We start from the raw sequence: 19,531 nt of genomic DNA on the forward strand, positions 1-19,531 counted from the left end.
CCAACGTCACGGAGACATCATGAAGAAACTGTTCGCCCTCGCGGCGATCGCCGCCGCCGCCGTCGCTGCTCACGCGCAGGACTTCCCGGGCGGCAAGCCCGTCACCATCGTCGTGCCCTTCGCGGCCGGCGGGCCGACCGACCGCGTCGCGCGCGACCTTGCAGAGGCGCTGCGCAAGCCGCTGGGCGGGGCCAGCGTGATCATCGACAACGTGCCCGGCGCCGGCAGCTCCATCGGTGCGGCCAAGGTGGCGCGCGCCGCGCCCGACGGCTACACGCTGCTGCTCAACCACATCGCGATGGCCACCGTGCCGAGCCTGGTGCGCAACGTGCCCTTCAAGGTCGAGACCGACTTCGAGTACCTGGGCATCGTCAACGACGTGCCCATGACGCTCATCTCCAAGGCGGGCATTCCGGCGGCCAGCTACAAGGAACTGAGCGGCTGGATCGCCGCCAACAAGGGCAAGATCAACATCGGCAACGCGGGCGTGGGCTCGGCCTCGCACCTGTGCGGGCTGCTGTACCAGAGCGCGACGAAGACGGAGATGACGCCCGTGCCGTACAAGGGCACGGCCCCCGCCATCACCGACCTGATCGGCGGCCAGATCGACCTGCTGTGCGACCAGACCACCAACACCACGCCGCATATCCAGGCGGGCAAGGTGAAGGCCTTCGCGGTCACCACCTCGAAGCGCCTCGCGCTGCCGATGCTGAAGGACCTGCCCACGCTCGACGAGGCCGGCCTGAAGAACTTCCAGGTCACGATCTGGCACGGCCTGTACGCGCCCAAGGGCACGCCCGCGCCGGTGCTCAAGAAGCTCAACGACGCGGTGAAGATCGCGCTGAAGGACCCAGACTTCATCCATCGCGAGGAGCAGCTCGGCGCCGTGGTGGCGACCGACGGGCGCGTCGAGCCGGCGGGCCACAAGAAGTTCGTGATCGACGAGATCGCCAAGTGGACGCCGGTGATCAAGGCGGCCGGCGTGTACGCGGACTGAGGCTGATCCAGGGGCCTGCGTTCAGCGCATCGAGCGCGACCAGGCCTCGTACAGGTCTTCGCCCTCGTCGCGCACGGGCAGCGATCGCACGGGCATCTCGCGCTGCTCCAGCGGCCGCGCGATCTCCAGGTAGCCGCGTTCGGCAGAGAGGTCGTGCTGCTCGCCGTCTTCGTTGGAGTAGGCGTAGTACACCTCCTTCACGCCGGCCAGGTACATGGCCGTGAGGCACATGGGGCACGGGTAGCCACTGGCGTACACCACGCTGCCCGACAGGTCGGTGCCGCCCTGCGCCTTGGCGGCGGTGCGCACCGCCTGCATCTCGGCATGGGCCGTGGGGTCGCACAGCGCGTCGACTTCGTTGACCGCCCGGGCCAGAACCTTGCCGTCGCGCACCAGCACGGCGCCGAAGGGCCAGGTCCTGCGTTCGCGCACGTTGCGCATGGCCAGCCGGATGGCGTCGACCATGTACTTCTCCGCGCCTTGATCGGGATGGGACATCTGCAGAAACTCCTGCGGCGAATCGGCTGCCGCGGTAGGTTGAAAAGAGCCAGGGCGCGCACAGCATCGGCACGCGGTAGCGCTGCGCGGCGTCGAAGAACCAGTAGTGGGGAAGGGGAGGCGCGCCGGAGGCTTCAGCCGTCCAGCAGGGCGTCGATGCGCCCGCGGGTGATGAGGCCGATCTGGTCGAGCGCGGCACGCTGCTCGGTTTCCGTGCTCGCCGCCGTGCGCGTGCGCATCGCCTCGAAGATCTGCTGCCTGGTGTTGCGGCGCACGGCAATGATGAAGGGGAAGCCGTGGCGCTCGCGGTAGGCGCGGTTCAGGCGCTGCATCTCGCCCAGTTCGTCGCGGCTGAGCGCGTCGAGCCCGGCGCTGCGCTGCTCGCCGACGGACTCGGCCGTCATCGTGCCGGACTGGGCTTCGCGGCCCGCCAACTCGGGGTGGCCGCAGAGGAAGGCGATGCGGCGTTCCTGCGGCGCCTGCCGCACTACGTCGAGCATCGTGGCATGCAGCGCGTCGACATCGGCGAAGGGCCGGCGCGACCACGCGGCCTGCGCGACCCAGGGGGAGTTCTCGAAGGTCGGGCCGACGGCGGCGACGAAGGCGTCGCGGTCCATCGCATTGAGCGCGGCCAGGTCCAGGCGGGTGGTGGTGAGGGTCATCGGTCGTTCTCGGTGATGGCTGGCGCGATGGTTTCCGCTCAGCGTGCCGCGGCCGGCTGCTTGCGGTGCGAGGGCACGCAGGCCAGGATCAGCAAGGTGGCGCAGATCTCCACCGCCGCCACCACGTACAGGCCGGGCGAGAGGCTGCCGGTGGAGGTCTTGATCAGGCCCAGCATCCAGGGCGCGCCAAAGCCCGCCAGGTTGGCGATGGAGTTGATCAGCGCCACGCCGCCCGCTGCCGCGGTGCCGGCCAGGAAACGGTTGGGCATCTGCCAGAACACGGGGATGGCGCTCATGGTGCCGACGATGGCCAGCGTCAGGCCCACCAGCACCGCCAGCGCGCTGTGCCCGAGGAAGAGCGCCACGCCCAGCAGCGACACCGCGCCCAGCGCCGCGGCCAGGCCGCAGTGCCAGCGCGACTCTTGCTGCTTGTCGGAGTGGAAGCCGTTCCAGATCATGCCGATGGCGCCGCACAGGTAGGCCACGGCCATGATCCAGCCCACCGCGACCGGGCTGGCGAAGCCCACTTCCTTGACCAGCGTGGGGCCGTAGAAGGTCAGCGAGGAATTGGCCGCGATGATGCAGAAGAAGATCAGGATCAGCAGCCAGATGCGCCCGCTCCTGAGCGAGGCCAGCATGCTGTGCTCGCGCTGGCCCAGCGAGCGGCCGTCGCGTTCCAGGTCTTCGTGCACCAGCTGGCGTTCGCGCGCGGTGAGCCAGTTGGCCTGCTCGGGCCTGTCGGTCAGGTAGAAGTAGGTGACGAAGCCGGCGATGACCGAGGGAATGCCCTCCAGCAGCAGTACCCACTGCCATCCCGACCAGCCGTTCACGCCGTGCATGCCGGTCATGATGGTGCCGGCCAGCGGCCCGCCGATCACGCCCGCGAACGCGGAGGCCGACATGAACATGCCGAAGGCCTTGGCGCGCCGGTCGTTGGGGAACCAGTAGGTCAGGTACAGGATGATGCCGGGGTAGAAGCCGGCCTCGAACACGCCCAGCAGGAAGCGCAGGAAATAGAACATCTCCGGCGTCTTCACGAACATCGTGGCGATGGAGGTCAGGCCCCAGCCGATGGTGATGCGCATGATGGTCTTCTTCGCCCCGATGCGCTGCAGCAGCAGGTTGCTGGGCACCTCGAAGAAGAAGTAGCCCAGGAAGAAGATGCCCGCGCCCAGGCCGTACATGGCCTCGCTCCACTTGAGCTCGTCGAGCATGGTGAGCTTGATGAAGCCGATGTTGACCCGGTCGATCCAGGCCAGCACCCACAGCAGCATCAGGAAGGGAATGAGCCGCCAGATGATCTTGCGGTAGACCCCGTCCAGCTCGGACGGGGTGTCGGAAGGCCGGGCGGATGCGGCCGCTGTGGTCGATGTCATGCTTTTCTCCAGGTCCTTGGTGTGGGGCACTGCGATCCGGGCCGGCAAAAGGAGCGCCGCCTGCGTGGGCACTGTAGGCACAATGGTCCGGCCGCGCGCACGGCGCGCGGAATGTGCGGCATAAACCAGAGCGATAGGTCGCGACCCGCGGCGGCGCGCCATCCGGTCGAACCCCTGCACACATGACCAGAAGCCAGGACCTTGTCGACATCCACCTGCTGCGCGTGCTGGCGGTGCTGGTGGCCGAGCGCAGCGTTTCTCGCGCCGCGGTCCGCATGAACCAGACGCAGCCGGCCGTCAGCGCGGCCCTGCGGCGCCTGCGGGATGCCTTCGGAGACCCCATCCTGGTGCGCGAGCGCGGCGGCATGGTGCCCACTGCACGGGCGCTGCAGCTGCGCGACAGCGCGCGCGAGGTGCTCGGCGAGATCGACCGCATGCTGGCCGGCCCCGAGCGCTTCGAGCCCGCCTCCAGCACCATCACATTCACCATCGCCACGCCGGACTATCTGGCCGCGAGCTTCATGGCCGAGGTGGTGGCGCGCTTCCGCGCCGAGGCGCCGCAGGCGCGCCTGCTGGTCCACCCGCTGACGCCCGGCTACGACTACGAGCGCTCTCTGGCGCAGGGAGAGCTCGACATCGTGATCGGCAACTGGCCGCTGCCGCCCGAGCGCATGCACCTGTCGCTGCTGATCGAGGACGAGCTGGTGTGCATGATGAGCCCGCGCAACCCGCTGGCCGCACCGGGCGCGATGACGCTGCCGCGCTACCTCGCGGCCGCGCACGTGGTGCCCACGCCGTTCGCCAAGTCGCACCGCGCGGTGGTCGACAGCCATCTGGCGGGGCTGCGGCAGACGCGCGACGCGCGCGTCTTCGTGCCCTATTACGCGATGGCGCCCTACCTCGTGGCCGAGAGCGACCTCGTGTTCACCACCGCGCGCCACTTCGCCGGGCAGTTCACGCGCAGCCTGCCGGTGGTGTGCGTGGATGCGCCGGAGGGCTTTCCGCGCATGCGCTTCTACCAGCTGTGGCACGAGCGCTCGCAGCACCAGGGCGCCCATCGCTGGCTGCGCGGCCTGCTCTCGACGGTGGGCGGCCACCTGGCGCAGGCGGCGCCAGGCGCGGCGAGCGGGCCGCCGGCGTGTTGAGCAGCGGCAGGGCGAAGGACCCTATCGATGGGCGAGAGGCGGTGCTACCGCTGCCTCACTTCGCGAAGCGCCTGCGGTACTCCACCAGGCTGACCCCCAGGCGCCGTGAGAACGCGCGCCGGAAGCCGTCGACGTTCGCGTAGCCCACCGCGTCGGCCAGGCGCTTGGCCGGCGCGTCCGACTCCTCGGCCAGGCGGCGGGCGGCGTCGATCCTCGCGTTCTCCACGAACTCGGCGGGCGTCGTTCCCGTCTCGCTGCGGAAGATGCGCGCGAAGCTTCTCTCGCTCATGCCTGCGCGCGCGGCGAGGGCGGGCACGGACAGGTCGTCCTTCAGGTTCGCGAGCACGTGGTCCTGCACCTCGCGCATGGCGGAGCGCTCCGAGGTCTGGGCTGCGAGGTGGGCGCTGAACTGGCTCTGGCCCCCAGGGCGCTTGAGGAACATCACCAGCTGGCGCGCCACGCGCAGCGCCAGTTCGCGGCCGTGGTCTTCCTCCACCATCGCGAGCGCGAGGTCCATGCCGGCCGTGACTCCGGCCGATGTGAAGAGATTGCCGTCCTTCACGTAGATGGCGTCCGCCTCCACGCGCGCACGCGGGTACGCGGCCGCGAGGCCGGTGGCGACGTTCCAGTGGGTCGCGACGCGCTTGCCGTCGAGCAGCCCCGAAGCCGCCAGCACGAAGGCGCCGGAGCACACCGAGCCGTAGCGCCGAACGGCGCCCGCCTGGCGCCGGAGCCAGTCTTGCAGCTGCGTGTCGCTTTCCATGTCCTCGATGCGGGGGCTGCCCGCGACCAGCAGGGTGTCGATGGCGCCGCGGTGCGTTTCCACGGTGGCGTCGACGGCGAGCTTCAGGCCGCCGCTGCTCTTGAGCACGCCTGCCTTGGTGCCGATCACCTGCACCTGGTAGGCGCGCGGATTGCCGAGCTGGTGCGAGGCCTCGGCGAAGACGTCGGCGGGCCCGGCGATGTCGAGCAGCTGGAAACGGGGAAAGGCGAGGATGGCGATGCGCATGGCTGACAAGGCCCGGGGATTGGCGGAAAACGCCGTGAGTTGAGGGAGATGGCCCGGTGAGTCTGGCGGAAAATACCAACTAATGCAAATCCAGCCAAGGAGAACAACATGCAAGAACAGGCTCTGAATCCTCTGAACCCGTCTTCCCCGGTGCTTTCGCCCGTCGCGGCGGCCGCGCCGCGCGCGCAGGCCTCCGTGCGCAATCTCCCGGTCAACCTCTTCGCCTCCGTGATGGGGCTGTCGGGCCTGGCCCTCGCTTGGCGGCTCGCGCATGACAGCCTGGGCGCGCCGGCCATCGTCGGCGAGGCCGTCGGAGCCTTCGCGCTGGGCGTGTTCGTGCTGATCTCGGCGGGCTACCTGATGAAGCTCGCCAGGCACCCGCAGGCGGTGCAGGCCGAGTTCAGGCACCCGGTGGCGGGCAACTTCTTCGGCACCATCGCGATCTCGGTGCTGCTGCTGTCGGTGGTGATCGCGCCCTACAGCGCACCCGTCGCGCACTTCGCCTGGGCCCTGGGCCTGAGCGCGACCTTCGCGCTGAGCTTCGTCGCGCTGTCTCGGCTGCTGAAGGGGCAGGTGGACGCGTCGCTCGCCGTGCCGGCCTGGATCATCCCGGGCGTGGCGACGCTCGACATTCCCGTCACCGGCGCCCACATGCCGATGGCGTGGGCCGGCGAAGTCAACCTGGCCGCGAGCGCGATCGGCGCCGTGCTGGCGCTCGTGCTCTTCACGATGATCATCGGCCGGCTCGTGCACCGCGACCCGCTCGCTCCCGCCATGGAGCCTTCGCTGATGATCCTGGTGGCGCCCTTCGCCGTGGGCTTCCTGGCCTACACCAACGTCGTCGGCGAGATCGACCGCTTCGCCTCGATGCTCTTCTACTTCGGCCTCTTCATCTTCGCGGTGGTTGCGCCGAAGGTGTTCCGTCGCGGCGCGACGTTCTCGCCGAGCTGGTGGGCGATCGGCTTTCCGATGGCGGCCCTGGCCAATGCCGCGCTGAAGTACGCCGAGTCGCGTGCGAGCGCCCCGCTGTGGGTGGTTGCGGTGGTGCTGCTGGTCGCGTTGAACCTGGCGCTGGCGGTTCTCACGGTGAAGACGGTACGCATCGCGCTCAACGGAAAGCTGTTCGCCTGAGCTTCAGGCCGCCGCGCAGCCGGTGTGAAGAAAGCGGCCGCGCGGCATCCAGGCGATCCGTCGGCCGACCAGTGCATCGGCGGGCAGCTTCGCGGTCTCAGGCATCGGCACGCCCCTTCTCCGGTGCGCGTGCGACGGCCAGCCAGCAGGAGGCGGTCAGGCGGACCTCGTCGCCGTGCACGTACGGCTCGAAGGCGGCGCGCACCGTATCGATGACCCGTGCGCGCGTCTCGTCGTCGGCCTGCAGCAGCGCGATGCCGACAGGGCCGAGGCGGCTCAGGTAATCGACGAGTTCTTTCTCGGGCAGCGTGCAGGGCAGGTCGACGGGCTGGATGTCGATGTGGCGCCAGCCGCTTTTCTCTAGGATGGCCTGCACCCGCTGGCGGTCCGCGAAGGCGAACTGGCCCGGCGCGCCCGGCTGCCGAGGCGGCAACTGCGGCAGCAGCGGCGCGGCCGCGCGCTCGGCGGTGGTCATGAACGGGTTCTCGGCCGCGCTTCGCCACGCGATGAAGCGCAGCCCGGCGCCGGGCTTCGCCGCATGCAGCAGGTTGGCGAAGGCGCGCACGGGGTCGTCGAAGAACATCACGCCAAGGCGCGAGACGATGCCGTCGAAGCTCGCGGGCTCGAAGGCTTGGGTCTGCGCGTTCGCGCATATGAAGCGGGCGGAAATTCCGTCGCGGCTGGCGCGGCTGCGGGCGGCGGCGATCATCGGCTGCGAGATGTCGATGCCGGTGCACTCGGCGCCGGCACCCAGCTTGCGCGCGATGGCCAGCGTGGTGCCGCCGGTACCGCAGCCGACGTCGAGAACGCGGCTCGCGCCGGTGGCGCAGGTGGCCTCGACGAGCAGTTTCTCCAGGGGCTCGAAAAGCCGGTCCAGCGTCTGCTGGGCATCGACCCAGGCGTGGCCGGCCGGGCCGTTCCAGAGCCTGGCTTGTTCGTCGCCGGCCGCTTGCGTGTTTGCTTGCATGGTTTTCTCCATGATCGTTTCCTCTTGCTTGCCTTCGCGAGGCGGAAGCCGCACTATGCAAATTCAAGCCGGCTTGAAGTCAAGAGGAGGAAGCACATGGATATCGCCGAAGTGGCCAGGCGCTCCGGCCTGCCCGCGTCCACGCTGCGCTATTACGACGAGAAGGGGCTGATCGCCTCCACCGGGCGCCTGGGCCTGCGCCGTACTTTCGACGACGGCGTGCTGGAGCGGCTGGCGCTGATCGCGCTGGGCCGCGCCGCCGGTTTCTCGCTCGACGAGATCGCGCGCATGTTCGGCCCCAACGGGCAGCCGCGCATCGACCGGCTCATGCTCAGCGCCAAGGCGGACGAACTCGACCGCACGATCCGCAACCTGAGCGCGATGCGCGACGGCCTGCGCCATGCGGCCGTCTGCCGCGCGCCCAGCCACATGGAGTGCCCGACCTTCCGGCGCATCCTCGGCGCCGCCGCATCGGGCGCGATCGGCGGGCGCACGGAGAAAAAGAAGAAGCCGCCGAAACCGTAGAAGGCGGCGCAGGGCTGATCGGTCAGGCGTTCGCCAGCAGCGAGAGATCGCGCGCGGCCTGCAGCATCAGCTCGCGCGCGCGGTCCAGCGACGGAATCGCATGCCGGTCGATGCGCCGGATGTACGGCGTGGTGAGCACCGCCAGCGCATGCCCGCGCGGGCCGAGGATGGGACAGGAGATGTCGATCACGCCGAAGTACTGCATGCTCTCGCGCTGCCGGTAGCCGGTGGCGCGCACGGCCTCCAGCATGTGCTCCAGCTCGTCGGGCGGAATCTGCACCTCGCCGTCGAGCGCGACGTGCTCGGCCAGCATCTGCCGGCGCCGCTCTTCCGATTCGCAGGCCAGCAGCACCTGGCCCGAGCCGGTGTCGAGCAGGTTCACGCGCGTGCCGGGCCGCACCGTCATGCTGCTCGCCGCGGGGCTGTTGACCTGCGCCACGATCTGCACGTTGCCCCGGTCGTACACGCCCAGGTGGCACGACTGCTCGGCTTCCCTCACGTAGCGGTCCATCACGGGCAGCGCCTGCGTCACCAGCCTGTGGTTCGGTGGGTAGCGGTGGGCCAGGTCGAACATCTTCAGGCTCAGGCTGTAGCGGTCGCCGGCGAGCGAGCGCAGCACGTACTGCCGCGCCACCAGCCGCTCCAGCATTCGGTAGATCTCGCTCGGGCCGCGGTCGAGCGCCTTCACGATCTCGCCGCGCGTCAGGCCCTCGGGCTGGTCGGCGAGCAGTTCGAGGATGTCCAGGCCCTTGTCGAGCGCGGGGGCGCGGTAGCGATCCTGCTGCTCCTGGTCGTCGGAGGGCCTGCTCGAGTTATCAATTTGATTGTTTTTGTTCACCAATGAATTTCACCAGCAAGAGACGTGGCTTGCAAGTTTCGTTCTACGGGAAAGCACCCATGAGGGAAGGTTGACGCAGAAAGTTCGTATGTAAATACTATGTTCAGTAATGGACTAAAGAGACAAGGCGACCGGCAAACCTGCTGCGAGCGACCCGAAAAATGATCCAGCGCATCGACTCGCATCAGCACTTCTGGCGGCCCGCGCGCGGCGACTACACGTGGCTGCGCGCCGACGTGCCCGCGCTGGCGCCGCTGCTGCGCGACTTCATGCCCGAAGACCTGGCGCCGCTGCTGCAGGCCCACGGCGTGAGCCGGACCGTGCTCGTGCAGGCCGCCGATTCCCACGCCGAGACCGACTTCATGCTCGACCTCGCGGGCAGCCGCGACGAGATCGGCGGCGTGGTCGGCTGGGTCGACCTGGGCCGGCCCGACGCCGCCGCCTCGCTGGAGCGGATGGCCAGGCATCCCAAGTTCAAGGGCGTGCGTCCGATGCTGCAGGACCTGCCCGACGACGACTGGATCGCGCGCCGCCCGCACCCCGATGCGGTGAACGCCATGCTGACGCTTGGCCTGCGCTTCGACGCGCTCGTGAATCCCCGTCACCTTCCGTGGCTCCTGCAATTCGCGAAGCGGTGGCCGCAGCTGCCGGTGGTGATCGACCATGCGGCCAAGCCGCCGGTGGGTGCGCACGGCGGCGAAGAATTCGCCCGCTGGCGCGAAGACATCGCGGCCCTGGCCGCGCTGCCCCAGGTCTGCTGCAAGTTCTCGGGCCTGTGGACCGAGGCGCCGCCCGCGATGCAGCGCGATGCGGATGCCGTCGCACAGGCGGTGCGCCCCGTGTGGGAGCACCTGCTCGAGGTCTTCGGCCCCGCGCGGCTGATGTGGGGCAGCGACTGGCCAGTGCTCACGCTGGCCGGCGACTACGCGGGCTGGATCGCCGTGAGCGAAGCCTGCATCGGCGGCCTTTCCCCGCGCGAGCAGGCCCAGGTGTGGCACGGCACCGCGCAGCGCTTCTACGGCCTGCCATCCCACCAGGAAAGCCAATGACGCAACCCGTCGTCTCCATCCGCGACCTGAGCAAGGCCTTCGCCGGCGTGCGTGCACTCGACAAGGTGCAGTTCGAACTGCTGCCCGGCGAGGTGCATGCGCTGATGGGCGAGAACGGCGCGGGCAAGTCCACGCTGATGAAGGTGCTGGCGGGCGTGTACCGAAAGGACTCGGGCGAGGTGCTGCTCGACGGCCGGCCTGTGGACATCGAGAGCCCGCGCGCCGCGCAGGCGCTGGGCATCGGCATCATCCATCAGGAGCTCAACCTGATGAACCACCTGAGCGCCGCGCAGAACATCTTCATCGGCCGAGAGCCGCGCGGGCGCTTCGGTCTTTTCATCGACGAGGAGGCCATGTGCGGCGAGGCGCAGCGCATCTTCGAGCGCATGAACCTGAAGCTCGACCCGCGCACGCCGGTGGGCGAACTCACGGTGGCCAGGCAGCAGATGGTGGAGATCGCCAAGGCGCTGTCGTTCGATTCGCGCGTGCTCATCATGGACGAGCCCACCGCCGCGCTGAACAACGAGGAGGTGGCCGACCTGTTCCGCATCATCGGCCACCTGCGCTCGCGCGGCGTGGCTGTGGTCTACATCTCGCACAAGATGGATGAGCTCAAGCGCATCGCCGACCGCGTGACCGTGATGCGCGACGGCCAGTACATCGCCACCGTGCCGATGGCGGACACGCCGATGGACACGCTCATCGCCATGATGGTGGGCCGCCAGCTCGCGGAGGCCGAGCACGAGATGCCCGACACTTCCGGCAACGAGATCGTGCTCGAGGCCAGGGGCATCCGCCGCGGGTCGATGGTGCGCGACGCGAGCTTCGTGCTGCGGCGCGGCGAGATCCTGGGCTTCGCGGGGCTGATGGGCGCGGGCCGCACCGAGCTGGCGCGCGCCGTGTTCGGCGCCGACCGCATCGAGGCGGGAGAGATCTTCGTCCGGGGGCGCAAGGTGGCGATCCGCTCACCGGAAGACGCGGTGGCCCATGGCATCGGCTACCTGTCGGAAGACCGCAAGCACTTCGGCCTGGCCACCGGCATGGACGTGGAAACCAACATCGCGCTGGCGAGCATGAGGAGCTTCCTGTCGGCGGGCTTCTTCATCGACCAGGCGGCGGTGGAGTCGGCCGGCGAGCGCTACGTGCGGCAGCTCGGCATCAAGACGCCTTCGGTGCGCCAGCAGGTGCGGCTGCTGTCGGGCGGCAACCAGCAGAAGATCGTCATCGCCAAGTGGCTGCTGCGCGACTGCGACGTGCTCTTCTTCGACGAGCCCACGCGCGGCATCGACGTGGGCGCCAAGGCCGAGATCTACCGCCTGCTCAACGAACTGGCCGCGCAGGGCAAGGCCATCGTCATCATTTCCTCGGAACTGCCCGAGGTGCTGCGCATGAGCCACCGCGTGCTCGTGATGTGCGAGGGCCGCATCACCGGCGAGCTCTCGGCGCGCGAAGCCTCGCAGGAAAAGATCATGCAGCTCGCCACCCGGCGCGAAGCTGCGGCCTTCGCTCCATGACCACCCATGACCAAGACTGGAGACTCCCCTTGACGACCCCGACCGCCACCGCCGTCAGCCCCGGTTTCTCGCTGAGGACGCTGAAGTCCCGGCTCTTCCGGCCCGCCACGCGGCAGAAGCTGCTGGCCTTCGCCAGCCTCGTCGCGCTGATGGTGTTCTTCAGCTTCGCCTCGCCGCAGTTCCTGCAGGCCGACAACCTCGTGGGCATCCTGCAGTCGACCGCGGTGAACGGCGTGCTCGCCATCGCCTGCACCTTCGTCATCATCACCTCGGGCATCGACCTCTCGGTGGGCACGCTGATGACCTTCTGCGCCGTCATGACCGGCGTGGTGCTCACCTACATGGGCATGCCGCTGTGGCTGGGCATCTGCGCCGCCATCTTCTTCGGCGCGCTCAGCGGCTTCGTCTCGGGCCTGCTGATCGCCAAGCTGAAGATCCCGCCCTTCATCGCGACGCTGGGCATGATGATGCTGCTCAAGGGCCTGTCGCTGGTGATCTCGGGCACCAAGCCGATCTACTTCAACGACACGCCGGGCTTCACCGCCATCTCGCAGGATTCGCTGATCGGCGACATCGTGCCGGCGCTGCCCATTCCCAATGCGGTGCTGATCCTCTTCCTGGTGGCGGTGGCCGCGAGCATCGTGCTCAACAGAACGATCCTCGGGCGCTACACCTTCGCGCTCGGCAGCAACGAGGAGGCGGTGCGCCTGTCGGGCGTGAACACCGACTTCTGGAAGATCGTGGTCTACACGGTCAGCGGCGGCATTTGCGGCATCGCGGGCCTGCTGATCGCGTCGCGGCTGAACTCGGCCCAGCCGGCGCTGGGGCAGGGCTACGAGCTCGACGCCATCGCGGCGGTGGTCATCGGCGGCACCTCGCTCAGCGGCGGCACCGGCACCATCGTGGGAACCATCATCGGCGCCTTCATCATGAGCGTGCTCACCAACGGCCTGCGCATTCTCTCGGTCGCGCAGGAATGGCAGACGGTGGTCACGGGCGTGATCATCATCCTGGCCGTGTACGCAGACATCCTGCGCCGCCGCAGCGGCAGCAAGGCGCACTGAATTCCCTGAGTTTCCGATCCGTCCGTTCCTTACAACCACAGGAGACTTCGCATGATCCAGAGAAGAACAGCCGTTGCGTACACGCTGGGCGCTGTGATCGCCGGCATGGCCGGCTTCGCGCAGGCACAGCAGGCGCAGGAGATCTACATCCCGCTCGTGTCCAAGGGCTTCCAGCACCAGTTCTGGCAGGCCGTGAAGTCGGGCGCCGAGCAGGCCGCCAAGGACCTGAAGGTGAAGGTGAGCTTCGAAGGCCCCGAGACCGAGGCCATGGTCGACAAGCAGATCGACATGCTCTCGGCCGCGCTCGCGAAGAAGCCGCAGGCCGTCGGCTTCGCCGCGCTCGACAGCCAGGCCGCCATTCCGCTGCTGAAGAAGGCGCAGGCCGCGAAGATCCCGGTGGTGGCTTTCGACTCGGGCGTGGACAGCGATATTCCGGTGACCACGACCACCACCGACAACAAGGCCGCCGCCGCGCTGGCTGCCGACAAGATGGCCGAGCTCATCGGCAAGAGCGGCGAGGTGGCGCTGGTGGTGCACGACCAGACCAGCCGCACCGGCGTCGACCGGCGCGACGGCTTCGTCAACCGCATCAAGTCGGCCTACCCCAACATCAAGATAGTGAGCGTGCAGTACGGCGGCGGCGATCAGTTGAAGTCGACCGAGATCACCAAGTCGATATTGCAGGCATCGCCCAACATCAAGGGCATCTTCGGGGCCAACGAGGGCTCGGCCATCGGCGTGGTCAACGGCGTGAAGGAGATGAAGCGCACCGGCAAGGTCGTGATCATCGGCTACGACTCGGGCAAGCAGCAGAAGAACGCGATCATGGACGGCAGCATGGCCGGCGCCATCACGCAGAACCCGGTGGGCATGGGCTACAAGACCGTCGAGATGGCGGTGAAGGCCGTCAAGGGCGAGAAGCTGCCGAAGATCGTCGACACCGGCTTCTTCTGGTACGACAAGACCAATATCGCCGATCCCAAGATCGCCGCGGTGCTGTACGACTGATACGACGAAGAAGACCCATGACCATCGTCCGCTCCATGCGCGTGCTCGACGTGCGCTTTCCCACCTCGCAGCATCTGGACGGCTCCGATGCGATGAATCCCGATCCGGACTACTCGGCGGCGTACGTCGTTCTCGAGACCGACCAGCCGGGGCTGGAAGGTCATGGCCTCACATTCACCATCGGCCGCGGCAACGAGATCTGCTGCGCGGCCATCGAGGCGATGAGCCACCTGGTGGTGGGGCTCGACCTCGCATGGGTGGCCGAGGACATGGGCCGCTTCTGGCGGCACGTGACCTCCGACAGCCAGTTGCGCTGGATCGGCCCCGACAAGGGCGCGATCCATCTCGCGACGGGCGCCGTGGTCAACGCGATGTGGGACCTGTGGGCCAAGTCCGAAGGCAAGCCCGTGTGGCAGCTGGTGGCCGACATGAGCCCGGAGGAACTGGTGCGCTGCATCGACTTCCGCTACATCACCGACTGCATCGCGCCCGACGAGGCGCTCGCATTGCTGCGCGAGGCATCGAAGGGCAAGCAGGAACGCATCGCCACGCTGAAGGCCGAGGGCTACCCCTGCTACACCACCTCTGCCGGCTGGCTGGGCTACCCCGACGAGAAGCTGCGGCGGCTTGCGCAGGAAGCGATCGACGCGGGCTTCAGCCACATCAAGCTCAAGGTGGGCCGCGACCTGCAGGACGACATCCGCCGCCTGAAGGTGGCGCGCGAGGTGCTCGGGCCCGATCGGCATTTGATGATCGACGCCAACCAGGTGTGGGAAGTGGGCCAGGCCATCGACTGGGTGCGGCAGCTTGCCTTTGCCAAGCCATGGTTCATCGAGGAGCCCACCAGCCCCGACGACGTGGAAGGCCACCGCAGGATCCGCGAGGGCATCGCGCCCGTGAAGGTGGCCACGGGCGAGATGTGCCAGAACCGCATCATGTTCAAGCAGTTCATCATGCGCGGCGGCATCGACGTGGTGCAGATCGACGCCTGCCGGCTCGGCGGCGTGAACGAGATCCTCGCGGTGATGCTGATGGCCGCGAAGTACAAACTGCCCGTGTGCCCTCATGCGGGCGGCGTGGGGCTGTGCGAGTACGTGCAGCACCTCTCGATGATCGACTACCTTTGCATCTCCGGCACGCGCGAGGGCCGCGTGGCCGAGTATGTCGACCATCTGCACGAGCATTTCGTGGAGCCCTGCGAGGTCCGCAACGCGGCCTACATGCCGCCGAAGGGGCCGGGCTTCTCGATCGAGATGAAGCCGCAATCGCTGGAGCAGTACCGCTTTCGCGGATAAGGAAAGGCATCGCACGACATGGACCTGAACCTGAAAGACAAGGTGGTGATCGTCACCGGCGGTGGCAGCGGCATCGGCGCGGCCATCTCGACGACGCTGGCGCAGGAAGGCGCGGTGCCGGTGATCCTCGGCAAGAACCCGCTCGATGCATCTTTCGAGGAAGGGCTTCGCAGGCTGCAGCCGCGCACGCGCTTCTTCCAGCTGGAACTGATGGAAGAGGCCGCGTGCGCCAAGGCCATCGGCGACACGGCTGCAGAGTTCGGCCGCATCGACGGGCTGGTCAACAACGCGGGCGTGAACGACAGCGTGGGGCTGGAGGCGGGGCGTAATGCGTTCGTCGCCTCGCTCGAACGCAACCTGATCCATTGCTACGTGATGGCGCACCACTGCCTGCCGCACCTGAAGGCGAGCAAGGGCGCCATCGTCAACATCTCTTCGAAGACGGCGGTGACGGGGCAGGGCAACACCAGCGGCTACACGGCGGCCAAGGGCGCGCAGCTGTCGCTCACGCGCGAATGGGCCGCTTCATTGCTGGAAGACGGCGTGCGCGTGAACGCGGTGATCCCGGCCGAGGTGATGACGCCGCTCTACCAGCGATGGATTTCCGCCTTCGACGAGCCCGATCGCAAGCTCGCCGACATCACCGACAAGATCCCGCTCGGGCGCCGCATGACGACGCCCGAGGAGATCGCTAACAACGTCGTCTTTCTGCTGTCGGAGCGCGCCTCGCACACGACGGGGCAATGGGTGTTCGTCGACGGCGGTTATACGCATCTGGACCGGGCGCTGACCTGATCCTTTCCTCTTTCGATTGGAATTGCCCATGCGCCATTTCCTGGCTCTGGATTTGAAGGACGACCCGGCCCTCATCGCCGAATACGAGGCTTATCACCGAGATATCTGGCCCGAGGTGCGCGCGCATCTGAATTCGCACGGCGTGACGGCCATGGAAATCCATCGGCTCGGCACGCGGATGGTGATGCTGATGGAGACCGACGACGCGCGCTACGACCCTGCGGCAATGGCGCTTGCGACGCGCGGCAACCCGAAGATCGCCGAATGGGAAGAGCTCATGTGGAAGTTCCAGGCGCCCACGCCATGGACGCCGGAAGGCGAGAAGTGGGTCGAAATGACGCGTATCTTCCGGTTGTAATCAAAAGATTCTTTTTTGATCCGGATTTGAGATTTTTGCCATATGTTTACATTTGCTGGGCAAAATGCCGGGCATGCCAAACATCGCATCCATTCTTAAATCCGAGATTTCGCGTGTCGCCCGCAAGGAAGTTCGCGCGGAAATGGAAACCCTCAAGAAGGCATCCGTTCACCATCGCGCGGCCATCGCGGCGCTGCGCCGCCAGGTGAGTTCGCTGGAGAAGGAGTTGCGCAACGTCGCCAAGGGCACGGCCCGCAATTCGCGCGCGAGCGCACCGGAAGAGGCCGGAGACGACAGCCCCAAGCGCCGGTTCAGCCCAGGCCGGTTGGCTGCCCACCGCGAGAAGCTGGGTATTTCCGCCGCTTCCTACGGGAAGCTGGTGGGCGTATCGGGCCAGACGATCTACCACTGGGAGCAGGGCAAGGCACGCCCCCGCGCCGCGCAGCTCGAAAGCCTCGCGGCCGTGCGCGGTCTGGGCAAGCAGCAGGTGGCCGAGCGGCTGGGCGAGGCCGGATAACCAGCCCCGGCTCTTTTTCTTCTTCCTTTTTCCTGCGTCAGTGATCGTGATGCAGGTAGCTCGCCTGCCTCGGCAGCCTCAGGCTCACGAGGAAGGCGACGACCATCATCGCGCTCACGTACCAGAAGAAGGCCGACTCGTGCCCCAGTGACTTGAGTCCCAGCGCCACGTATTCGGCCGAGCCGCCGAAGATCGCGTTCGCTACCGCATAGGCCAGCCCCACGCCCAGCGCGCGGACTTCGGGTGGAAACATCTCAGCCTTCACGATGCCGCTGATCGAGGTGTAGAAGCTCACGATGGCCAGGGCCGCGATGATGAGCACGAAGGCCAGCACGGGGCTCGTGGTGTGCTGCAGCGCGGTGAGGATGGGCACGGTCGTCAGCGCGCCCAGGCCGCCGAACAGCAGCATGTTGTTGCGCCGCCCGATGCGGTCCGACAGCGCGCCGAACACCGGCTGCATGCACATGTAGACGAAGAGCGCGCAGGTCATCACGTAGCTCGCCGTCTTGATCGGCAGGTGCACCGTGTTCACCAGGTACTTCTGCATGTAGGTGGTGAAGGTGTAGAAGATCAGCGAGCCGCCGGCCGTGTAGCCCAGCACGGTGAGGAACGCCGGGGTGTGGTGCCTGAAAAGGCCGGCGATGCTGCCGGCTTCCTTGTTCTTCTTCGCCTCGTCGGTCTGCGTCTCGTGCAGCGTGCGGCGCAGCAGCAGCGCCACCACCGCGGCGATGGCGCCGATCACGAAGGGAATGCGCCAGCCCCAGGCCTTGAGTTCGGCCTCCGTCAGCAGCTGCTCCAACACCACGATGACGAGCACCGCGAGCAGCTGCCCGCCGATCAGCGTGACGTACTGGAACGACGAGAAGAAGCCGCGCTGCCCGCGCAGCGCCACCTCGCTCATGTAGGTGGCTGTGGTGCCGTATTCGCCCCCCACCGAGAGGCCCTGGAACAGCCGGCAGACCAGCAGCAGGAAGGGCGCCCACGCGCCGATCTGCGCATAGGTGGGCAGGCAGGCGATGACCAGCGAGCCGCCGCACATCATCGTCACCGAGATCAGCATCGAGGTCTTGCGCCCGAGCCGGTCGGCCAGGCGGCCGAAGAGCCAGCCGCCGATGGGGCGCATGAGGAAGCCCGCCGCGAACACGCCGGCGGTGTTCAGCAGCTGCGCGGTGGGGTCGGACTTGGGAAAGAAGGCCGGCGCGAAGTACAGCGCCGAGAAGGCATACACGTAGAAGTCGAACCACTCGACCAGGTTGCCGGAGGAGGCCGCCATGATCGCGAAGACGCGATGGCGTTTTTCTTCGGCCGTGTAGTGCGGGGGAGATGAAGCAGAGGCCGCTGGGCCTCCCGAGGTAGGCGTGACTGCGCTCATGGTGCCTTCTGTCCTGTTCTTTGCCGTGCGGCAGATGTTGTCGTTTGCGAAAACATTCTGCGCCGGCACCGGAAGGCGGCGTGTCGGCCGATGCCGCATCGGCCTACCCCCGGAATGGCCTTCCCCGGGGGCTTCGGCAGGATCAGAAAGTACCGGGCAGCAGGATGCTCGAATCGACCTCGTCGATGTTCGTGCGGCCGCAGAAGGCCATCGTGATGTCGAGTTCCTTCTGGATGATCTGCAGCGCGCGCGTCACGCCTTCCTGCCCGAAGGCGCCCAGGCCGTAGAGGAAGCTGCGGCCGATGAGCGTGCCGCGGGCGCCCAGCGCGCGGGCCTTGAGTACGTCCTGCCCGCTGCGGATGCCGCCGTCCATCCACACCTCGATCTCGGTGCCCACCGCGTCGACGATGGCCGGCAGCGCCGCGATGGAGGAGGGCGCGCCGTCCAGTTGGCGGCCGCCGTGGTTCGACACGATGAGCGCGTCGGCGCCGCTGGAGGCCGCGAGGCGCGCGTCCTCCACGTCCATGATGCCCTTGAGGATCAGCTTGCCGCCCCAGAGCTTCTTGATCCATTCCACGTCGGCCCAGCTCAGCGCGGGGTCGAACTGCTCGGCGGTCCACGATGAGAGCGACGACAGGTCCTTCACGCCCTTGGCGTGGCCCGCGATGTTGCCGAAGGTGCGGCGCTTGGTGCCCAGCATGCCCATGCACCAGCGCGGCTTGGTGGCCAGGTTGATGAGGTTCTTGATGGTGGGCTTGGGCGGCGCGGTCAGGCCGTTCTTGATGTCCTTGTGGCGCTGGCCGAGGATCTGCAGGTCGAGCGTTAGCTGCAGGGCGGTCACGTTGGCGGCCTTGGCGCGCTCGATCAGGCGCTCGATGAAGTCGCGGTCCTTCATCACGTAGAGCTGGAACCAGAAGGGATGGCGGCCGGTGTTCTCTGCGATGTCTTCGAGCGAGCAGATGCTCATGGTCGACAGCGTGAACGGAATGCCGAAGGCCTTGGCGGCGCGCGCGCCCAGGATCTCGCCGTCGGCGTGCTGCATGCCGGTGAGGCCGGTGGGCGCGATGGCCACGGGCATCGCGGTCTCCTGGCCGACCATGGTGGTGCGCAGCGAGCGGCCCTCCATGTTCACCGCCACGCGCTGGCGCAGCTTGATCTTCTGGAAGTCGCTCTCGTTGGCGCGGTAGGTGCCCTCGGTCCAGGCGCCGGAGTCGGCGTAGTCGTAGAACATCTTCGGCACGCGCCGCTTGGCGATCACCCGCAGGTCGTCGATGTTGGTGATCTTGGAAAGGTCGGACACGGGCGGTCTCCTGCAGTTTCTTGTGGTGGATCGGCGGAAGCTAACCGGCCATTATCAGCAGGCGCCCAGGGGCGCCATCTGAAAAATTCCGGCCCTGCTGCTGAAAAGAAT

General features: G+C 67.6%; 20 protein-coding genes. 12 read left to right on the forward strand and 8 right to left on the reverse strand.

What is annotated here, in order from left to right; genetic code table 11:
- Positions 1-19: 19 nt before the first annotated feature.
- A complete protein-coding gene (locus FHT32_RS29575; protein ID WP_176668113.1) occupies positions 20-997 on the forward strand; it encodes a tripartite tricarboxylate transporter substrate-binding protein in 978 nt (325 codons plus the stop codon).
- 21 nt (positions 998-1,018) lie between these two features.
- Here FHT32_RS29575 and FHT32_RS29580 read toward each other — a convergent pair whose 3' ends face one another.
- From FHT32_RS29580 to FHT32_RS29590, 3 genes are all read right to left on the reverse strand, one after another.
- Positions 1,019-1,495 carry a nucleoside deaminase gene (locus FHT32_RS29580; RefSeq protein WP_176668114.1) on the reverse strand — a complete coding sequence of 159 codons (477 nt, stop codon included), beginning with the start codon at positions 1,493-1,495 and terminating at the stop codon, positions 1,019-1,021.
- Positions 1,496-1,629: 134 nt separating this feature from the next.
- Positions 1,630-2,157: a 2-oxo-4-hydroxy-4-carboxy-5-ureidoimidazoline decarboxylase gene (gene uraD / locus FHT32_RS29585; RefSeq protein ID WP_176668115.1), complete on the reverse strand. Its 528-nt coding sequence runs from the start codon at positions 2,155-2,157 to the stop codon at positions 1,630-1,632.
- Between the two features lie 38 nt (positions 2,158-2,195).
- On the reverse strand, positions 2,196-3,533 hold the full coding sequence (locus tag FHT32_RS29590) for an MFS transporter (protein WP_176668116.1): 1,338 nt from the start codon (positions 3,531-3,533) through the stop codon (positions 2,196-2,198).
- Between the two features lie 182 nt (positions 3,534-3,715).
- On the opposite strand from FHT32_RS29590, the gene FHT32_RS29595 reads away from it, so the two are divergent.
- Positions 3,716-4,678 (forward strand): LysR substrate-binding domain-containing protein, encoded by a 963-nt coding sequence (locus FHT32_RS29595; protein WP_176668117.1) that lies wholly within the window; start codon positions 3,716-3,718, stop codon positions 4,676-4,678.
- A gap of 55 nt (positions 4,679-4,733) precedes the next feature.
- On the opposite strand, the gene FHT32_RS29600 is transcribed toward FHT32_RS29595, so the two are convergent.
- Positions 4,734-5,687: a GlxA family transcriptional regulator gene (locus FHT32_RS29600; RefSeq protein ID WP_176668118.1), complete on the reverse strand. Its 954-nt coding sequence runs from the start codon at positions 5,685-5,687 to the stop codon at positions 4,734-4,736.
- A gap of 108 nt (positions 5,688-5,795) precedes the next feature.
- Between FHT32_RS29600 and FHT32_RS29605 the strand changes: the two genes are divergently transcribed.
- Positions 5,796-6,818 carry an SLAC1 anion channel family protein gene (locus FHT32_RS29605; RefSeq protein ID WP_176668119.1) on the forward strand — a complete coding sequence of 341 codons (1,023 nt, stop codon included), beginning with the start codon at positions 5,796-5,798 and terminating at the stop codon, positions 6,816-6,818.
- A 97-nt stretch (positions 6,819-6,915) separates the two neighbouring features.
- Here FHT32_RS29605 and FHT32_RS29610 read toward each other — a convergent pair whose 3' ends face one another.
- On the reverse strand, positions 6,916-7,785 hold the full coding sequence (locus FHT32_RS29610; RefSeq protein ID WP_176668120.1) for a class I SAM-dependent methyltransferase: 870 nt from the start codon (positions 7,783-7,785) through the stop codon (positions 6,916-6,918).
- Positions 7,786-7,881: 96 nt separating this feature from the next.
- Between FHT32_RS29610 and FHT32_RS29615 the strand changes: the two genes are divergently transcribed.
- Positions 7,882-8,310: a helix-turn-helix domain-containing protein gene (locus FHT32_RS29615; RefSeq protein WP_176668121.1), complete on the forward strand. Its 429-nt coding sequence runs from the start codon at positions 7,882-7,884 to the stop codon at positions 8,308-8,310.
- 22 nt (positions 8,311-8,332) lie between these two features.
- Here the strand turns inward: FHT32_RS29615 and FHT32_RS29620 are convergent, their stop codons facing one another.
- Positions 8,333-9,148 carry an IclR family transcriptional regulator gene (locus tag FHT32_RS29620; protein ID WP_371132278.1) on the reverse strand — a complete coding sequence of 272 codons (816 nt, stop codon included), beginning with the start codon at positions 9,146-9,148 and terminating at the stop codon, positions 8,333-8,335.
- A gap of 161 nt (positions 9,149-9,309) precedes the next feature.
- Between FHT32_RS29620 and FHT32_RS29625 the strand changes: the two genes are divergently transcribed.
- The 8 genes from FHT32_RS29625 (at position 9,310) to FHT32_RS29660 (ending at position 16,748) form a co-directional block, all read left to right on the forward strand.
- Positions 9,310-10,197: an amidohydrolase gene (locus tag FHT32_RS29625; RefSeq protein ID WP_176668122.1), complete on the forward strand. Its 888-nt coding sequence runs from the start codon at positions 9,310-9,312 to the stop codon at positions 10,195-10,197.
- Positions 10,194-11,711, forward strand: a complete 1,518-nt coding sequence (locus tag FHT32_RS29630; protein WP_176668123.1) for a sugar ABC transporter ATP-binding protein — start codon at positions 10,194-10,196, stop codon at positions 11,709-11,711. The genes FHT32_RS29625 and FHT32_RS29630 overlap by 4 nt, the downstream gene beginning before the upstream one ends.
- A 29-nt stretch (positions 11,712-11,740) precedes the next feature.
- Entirely contained in the window at positions 11,741-12,775 is a 1,035-nt protein-coding gene (locus FHT32_RS29635; RefSeq protein ID WP_176668124.1) for an ABC transporter permease, read from the forward strand.
- Between the two features lie 105 nt (positions 12,776-12,880).
- The gene (locus FHT32_RS29640) at positions 12,881-13,783 is read left to right on the forward strand and encodes an ABC transporter substrate-binding protein (RefSeq protein WP_371132280.1); all 903 of its coding nucleotides are present in this window, start codon (positions 12,881-12,883) and stop codon (positions 13,781-13,783) included.
- 17 nt (positions 13,784-13,800) lie between these two features.
- Entirely contained in the window at positions 13,801-15,078 is a 1,278-nt protein-coding gene (locus FHT32_RS29645; RefSeq protein ID WP_176668126.1) for an L-fuconate dehydratase, read from the forward strand.
- Between the two features lie 18 nt (positions 15,079-15,096).
- Positions 15,097-15,873 carry an SDR family oxidoreductase gene (locus FHT32_RS29650; protein WP_176668127.1) on the forward strand — a complete coding sequence of 259 codons (777 nt, stop codon included), beginning with the start codon at positions 15,097-15,099 and terminating at the stop codon, positions 15,871-15,873.
- 28 nt (positions 15,874-15,901) lie between these two features.
- On the forward strand, positions 15,902-16,231 hold the full coding sequence (locus tag FHT32_RS29655; RefSeq protein ID WP_176668128.1) for an L-rhamnose mutarotase: 330 nt from the start codon (positions 15,902-15,904) through the stop codon (positions 16,229-16,231).
- Positions 16,232-16,304: 73 nt separating this feature from the next.
- Positions 16,305-16,748, forward strand: a complete 444-nt coding sequence (locus FHT32_RS29660; RefSeq protein WP_176668129.1) for a DNA-binding transcriptional regulator — start codon at positions 16,305-16,307, stop codon at positions 16,746-16,748.
- Between the two features lie 37 nt (positions 16,749-16,785).
- On the opposite strand, the gene FHT32_RS29665 is transcribed toward FHT32_RS29660, so the two are convergent.
- A complete protein-coding gene (locus tag FHT32_RS29665) occupies positions 16,786-18,120 on the reverse strand; it encodes an MFS family transporter (RefSeq protein ID WP_176668130.1) in 1,335 nt (444 codons plus the stop codon).
- Between the two features lie 142 nt (positions 18,121-18,262).
- Positions 18,263-19,420, reverse strand: a complete 1,158-nt coding sequence (locus FHT32_RS29670) for an alpha-hydroxy acid oxidase (RefSeq protein WP_176668131.1) — start codon at positions 19,418-19,420, stop codon at positions 18,263-18,265.
- Between the last annotated feature and the right edge of the window lie 111 nt (positions 19,421-19,531).

Source organism: Variovorax sp. SG517, from assembly GCF_013376045.1.
In the GTDB taxonomy this organism is placed as follows: domain Bacteria; phylum Pseudomonadota; class Gammaproteobacteria; order Burkholderiales; family Burkholderiaceae_C; genus Variovorax.

Coding starts and splice junctions, on each gene's coding strand:
- FHT32_RS29610 (WP_176668120.1), bottom strand. CDS start 7,785: ATGCAAGCAAACACGCAAGCGGCCGGCGACGAACAAGCCAGGCTCTGG.
- FHT32_RS29660 (WP_176668129.1), top strand. CDS start 16,305: ATGCCAAACATCGCATCCATTCTTAAATCCGAGATTTCGCGTGTCGCC.
- FHT32_RS29645 (WP_176668126.1), top strand. CDS start 13,801: ATGACCATCGTCCGCTCCATGCGCGTGCTCGACGTGCGCTTTCCCACC.
- uraD (WP_176668115.1), bottom strand. CDS start 2,157: ATGACCCTCACCACCACCCGCCTGGACCTGGCCGCGCTCAATGCGATG.
- FHT32_RS29640 (WP_371132280.1), top strand. CDS start 12,881: ATGGCCGGCTTCGCGCAGGCACAGCAGGCGCAGGAGATCTACATCCCG.
- FHT32_RS29580 (WP_176668114.1), bottom strand. CDS start 1,495: ATGTCCCATCCCGATCAAGGCGCGGAGAAGTACATGGTCGACGCCATC.
- FHT32_RS29655 (WP_176668128.1), top strand. CDS start 15,902: ATGCGCCATTTCCTGGCTCTGGATTTGAAGGACGACCCGGCCCTCATC.
- FHT32_RS29625 (WP_176668122.1), top strand. CDS start 9,310: ATGATCCAGCGCATCGACTCGCATCAGCACTTCTGGCGGCCCGCGCGC.
- FHT32_RS29630 (WP_176668123.1), top strand. CDS start 10,194: ATGACGCAACCCGTCGTCTCCATCCGCGACCTGAGCAAGGCCTTCGCC.
- FHT32_RS29590 (WP_176668116.1), bottom strand. CDS start 3,533: ATGACATCGACCACAGCGGCCGCATCCGCCCGGCCTTCCGACACCCCG.
- FHT32_RS29665 (WP_176668130.1), bottom strand. CDS start 18,120: ATGAGCGCAGTCACGCCTACCTCGGGAGGCCCAGCGGCCTCTGCTTCA.
- FHT32_RS29575 (WP_176668113.1), top strand. CDS start 20: ATGAAGAAACTGTTCGCCCTCGCGGCGATCGCCGCCGCCGCCGTCGCT.
- FHT32_RS29615 (WP_176668121.1), top strand. CDS start 7,882: ATGGATATCGCCGAAGTGGCCAGGCGCTCCGGCCTGCCCGCGTCCACG.
- FHT32_RS29605 (WP_176668119.1), top strand. CDS start 5,796: ATGCAAGAACAGGCTCTGAATCCTCTGAACCCGTCTTCCCCGGTGCTT.
- FHT32_RS29595 (WP_176668117.1), top strand. CDS start 3,716: ATGACCAGAAGCCAGGACCTTGTCGACATCCACCTGCTGCGCGTGCTG.
- FHT32_RS29600 (WP_176668118.1), bottom strand. CDS start 5,687: ATGCGCATCGCCATCCTCGCCTTTCCCCGTTTCCAGCTGCTCGACATC.
- FHT32_RS29650 (WP_176668127.1), top strand. CDS start 15,097: ATGGACCTGAACCTGAAAGACAAGGTGGTGATCGTCACCGGCGGTGGC.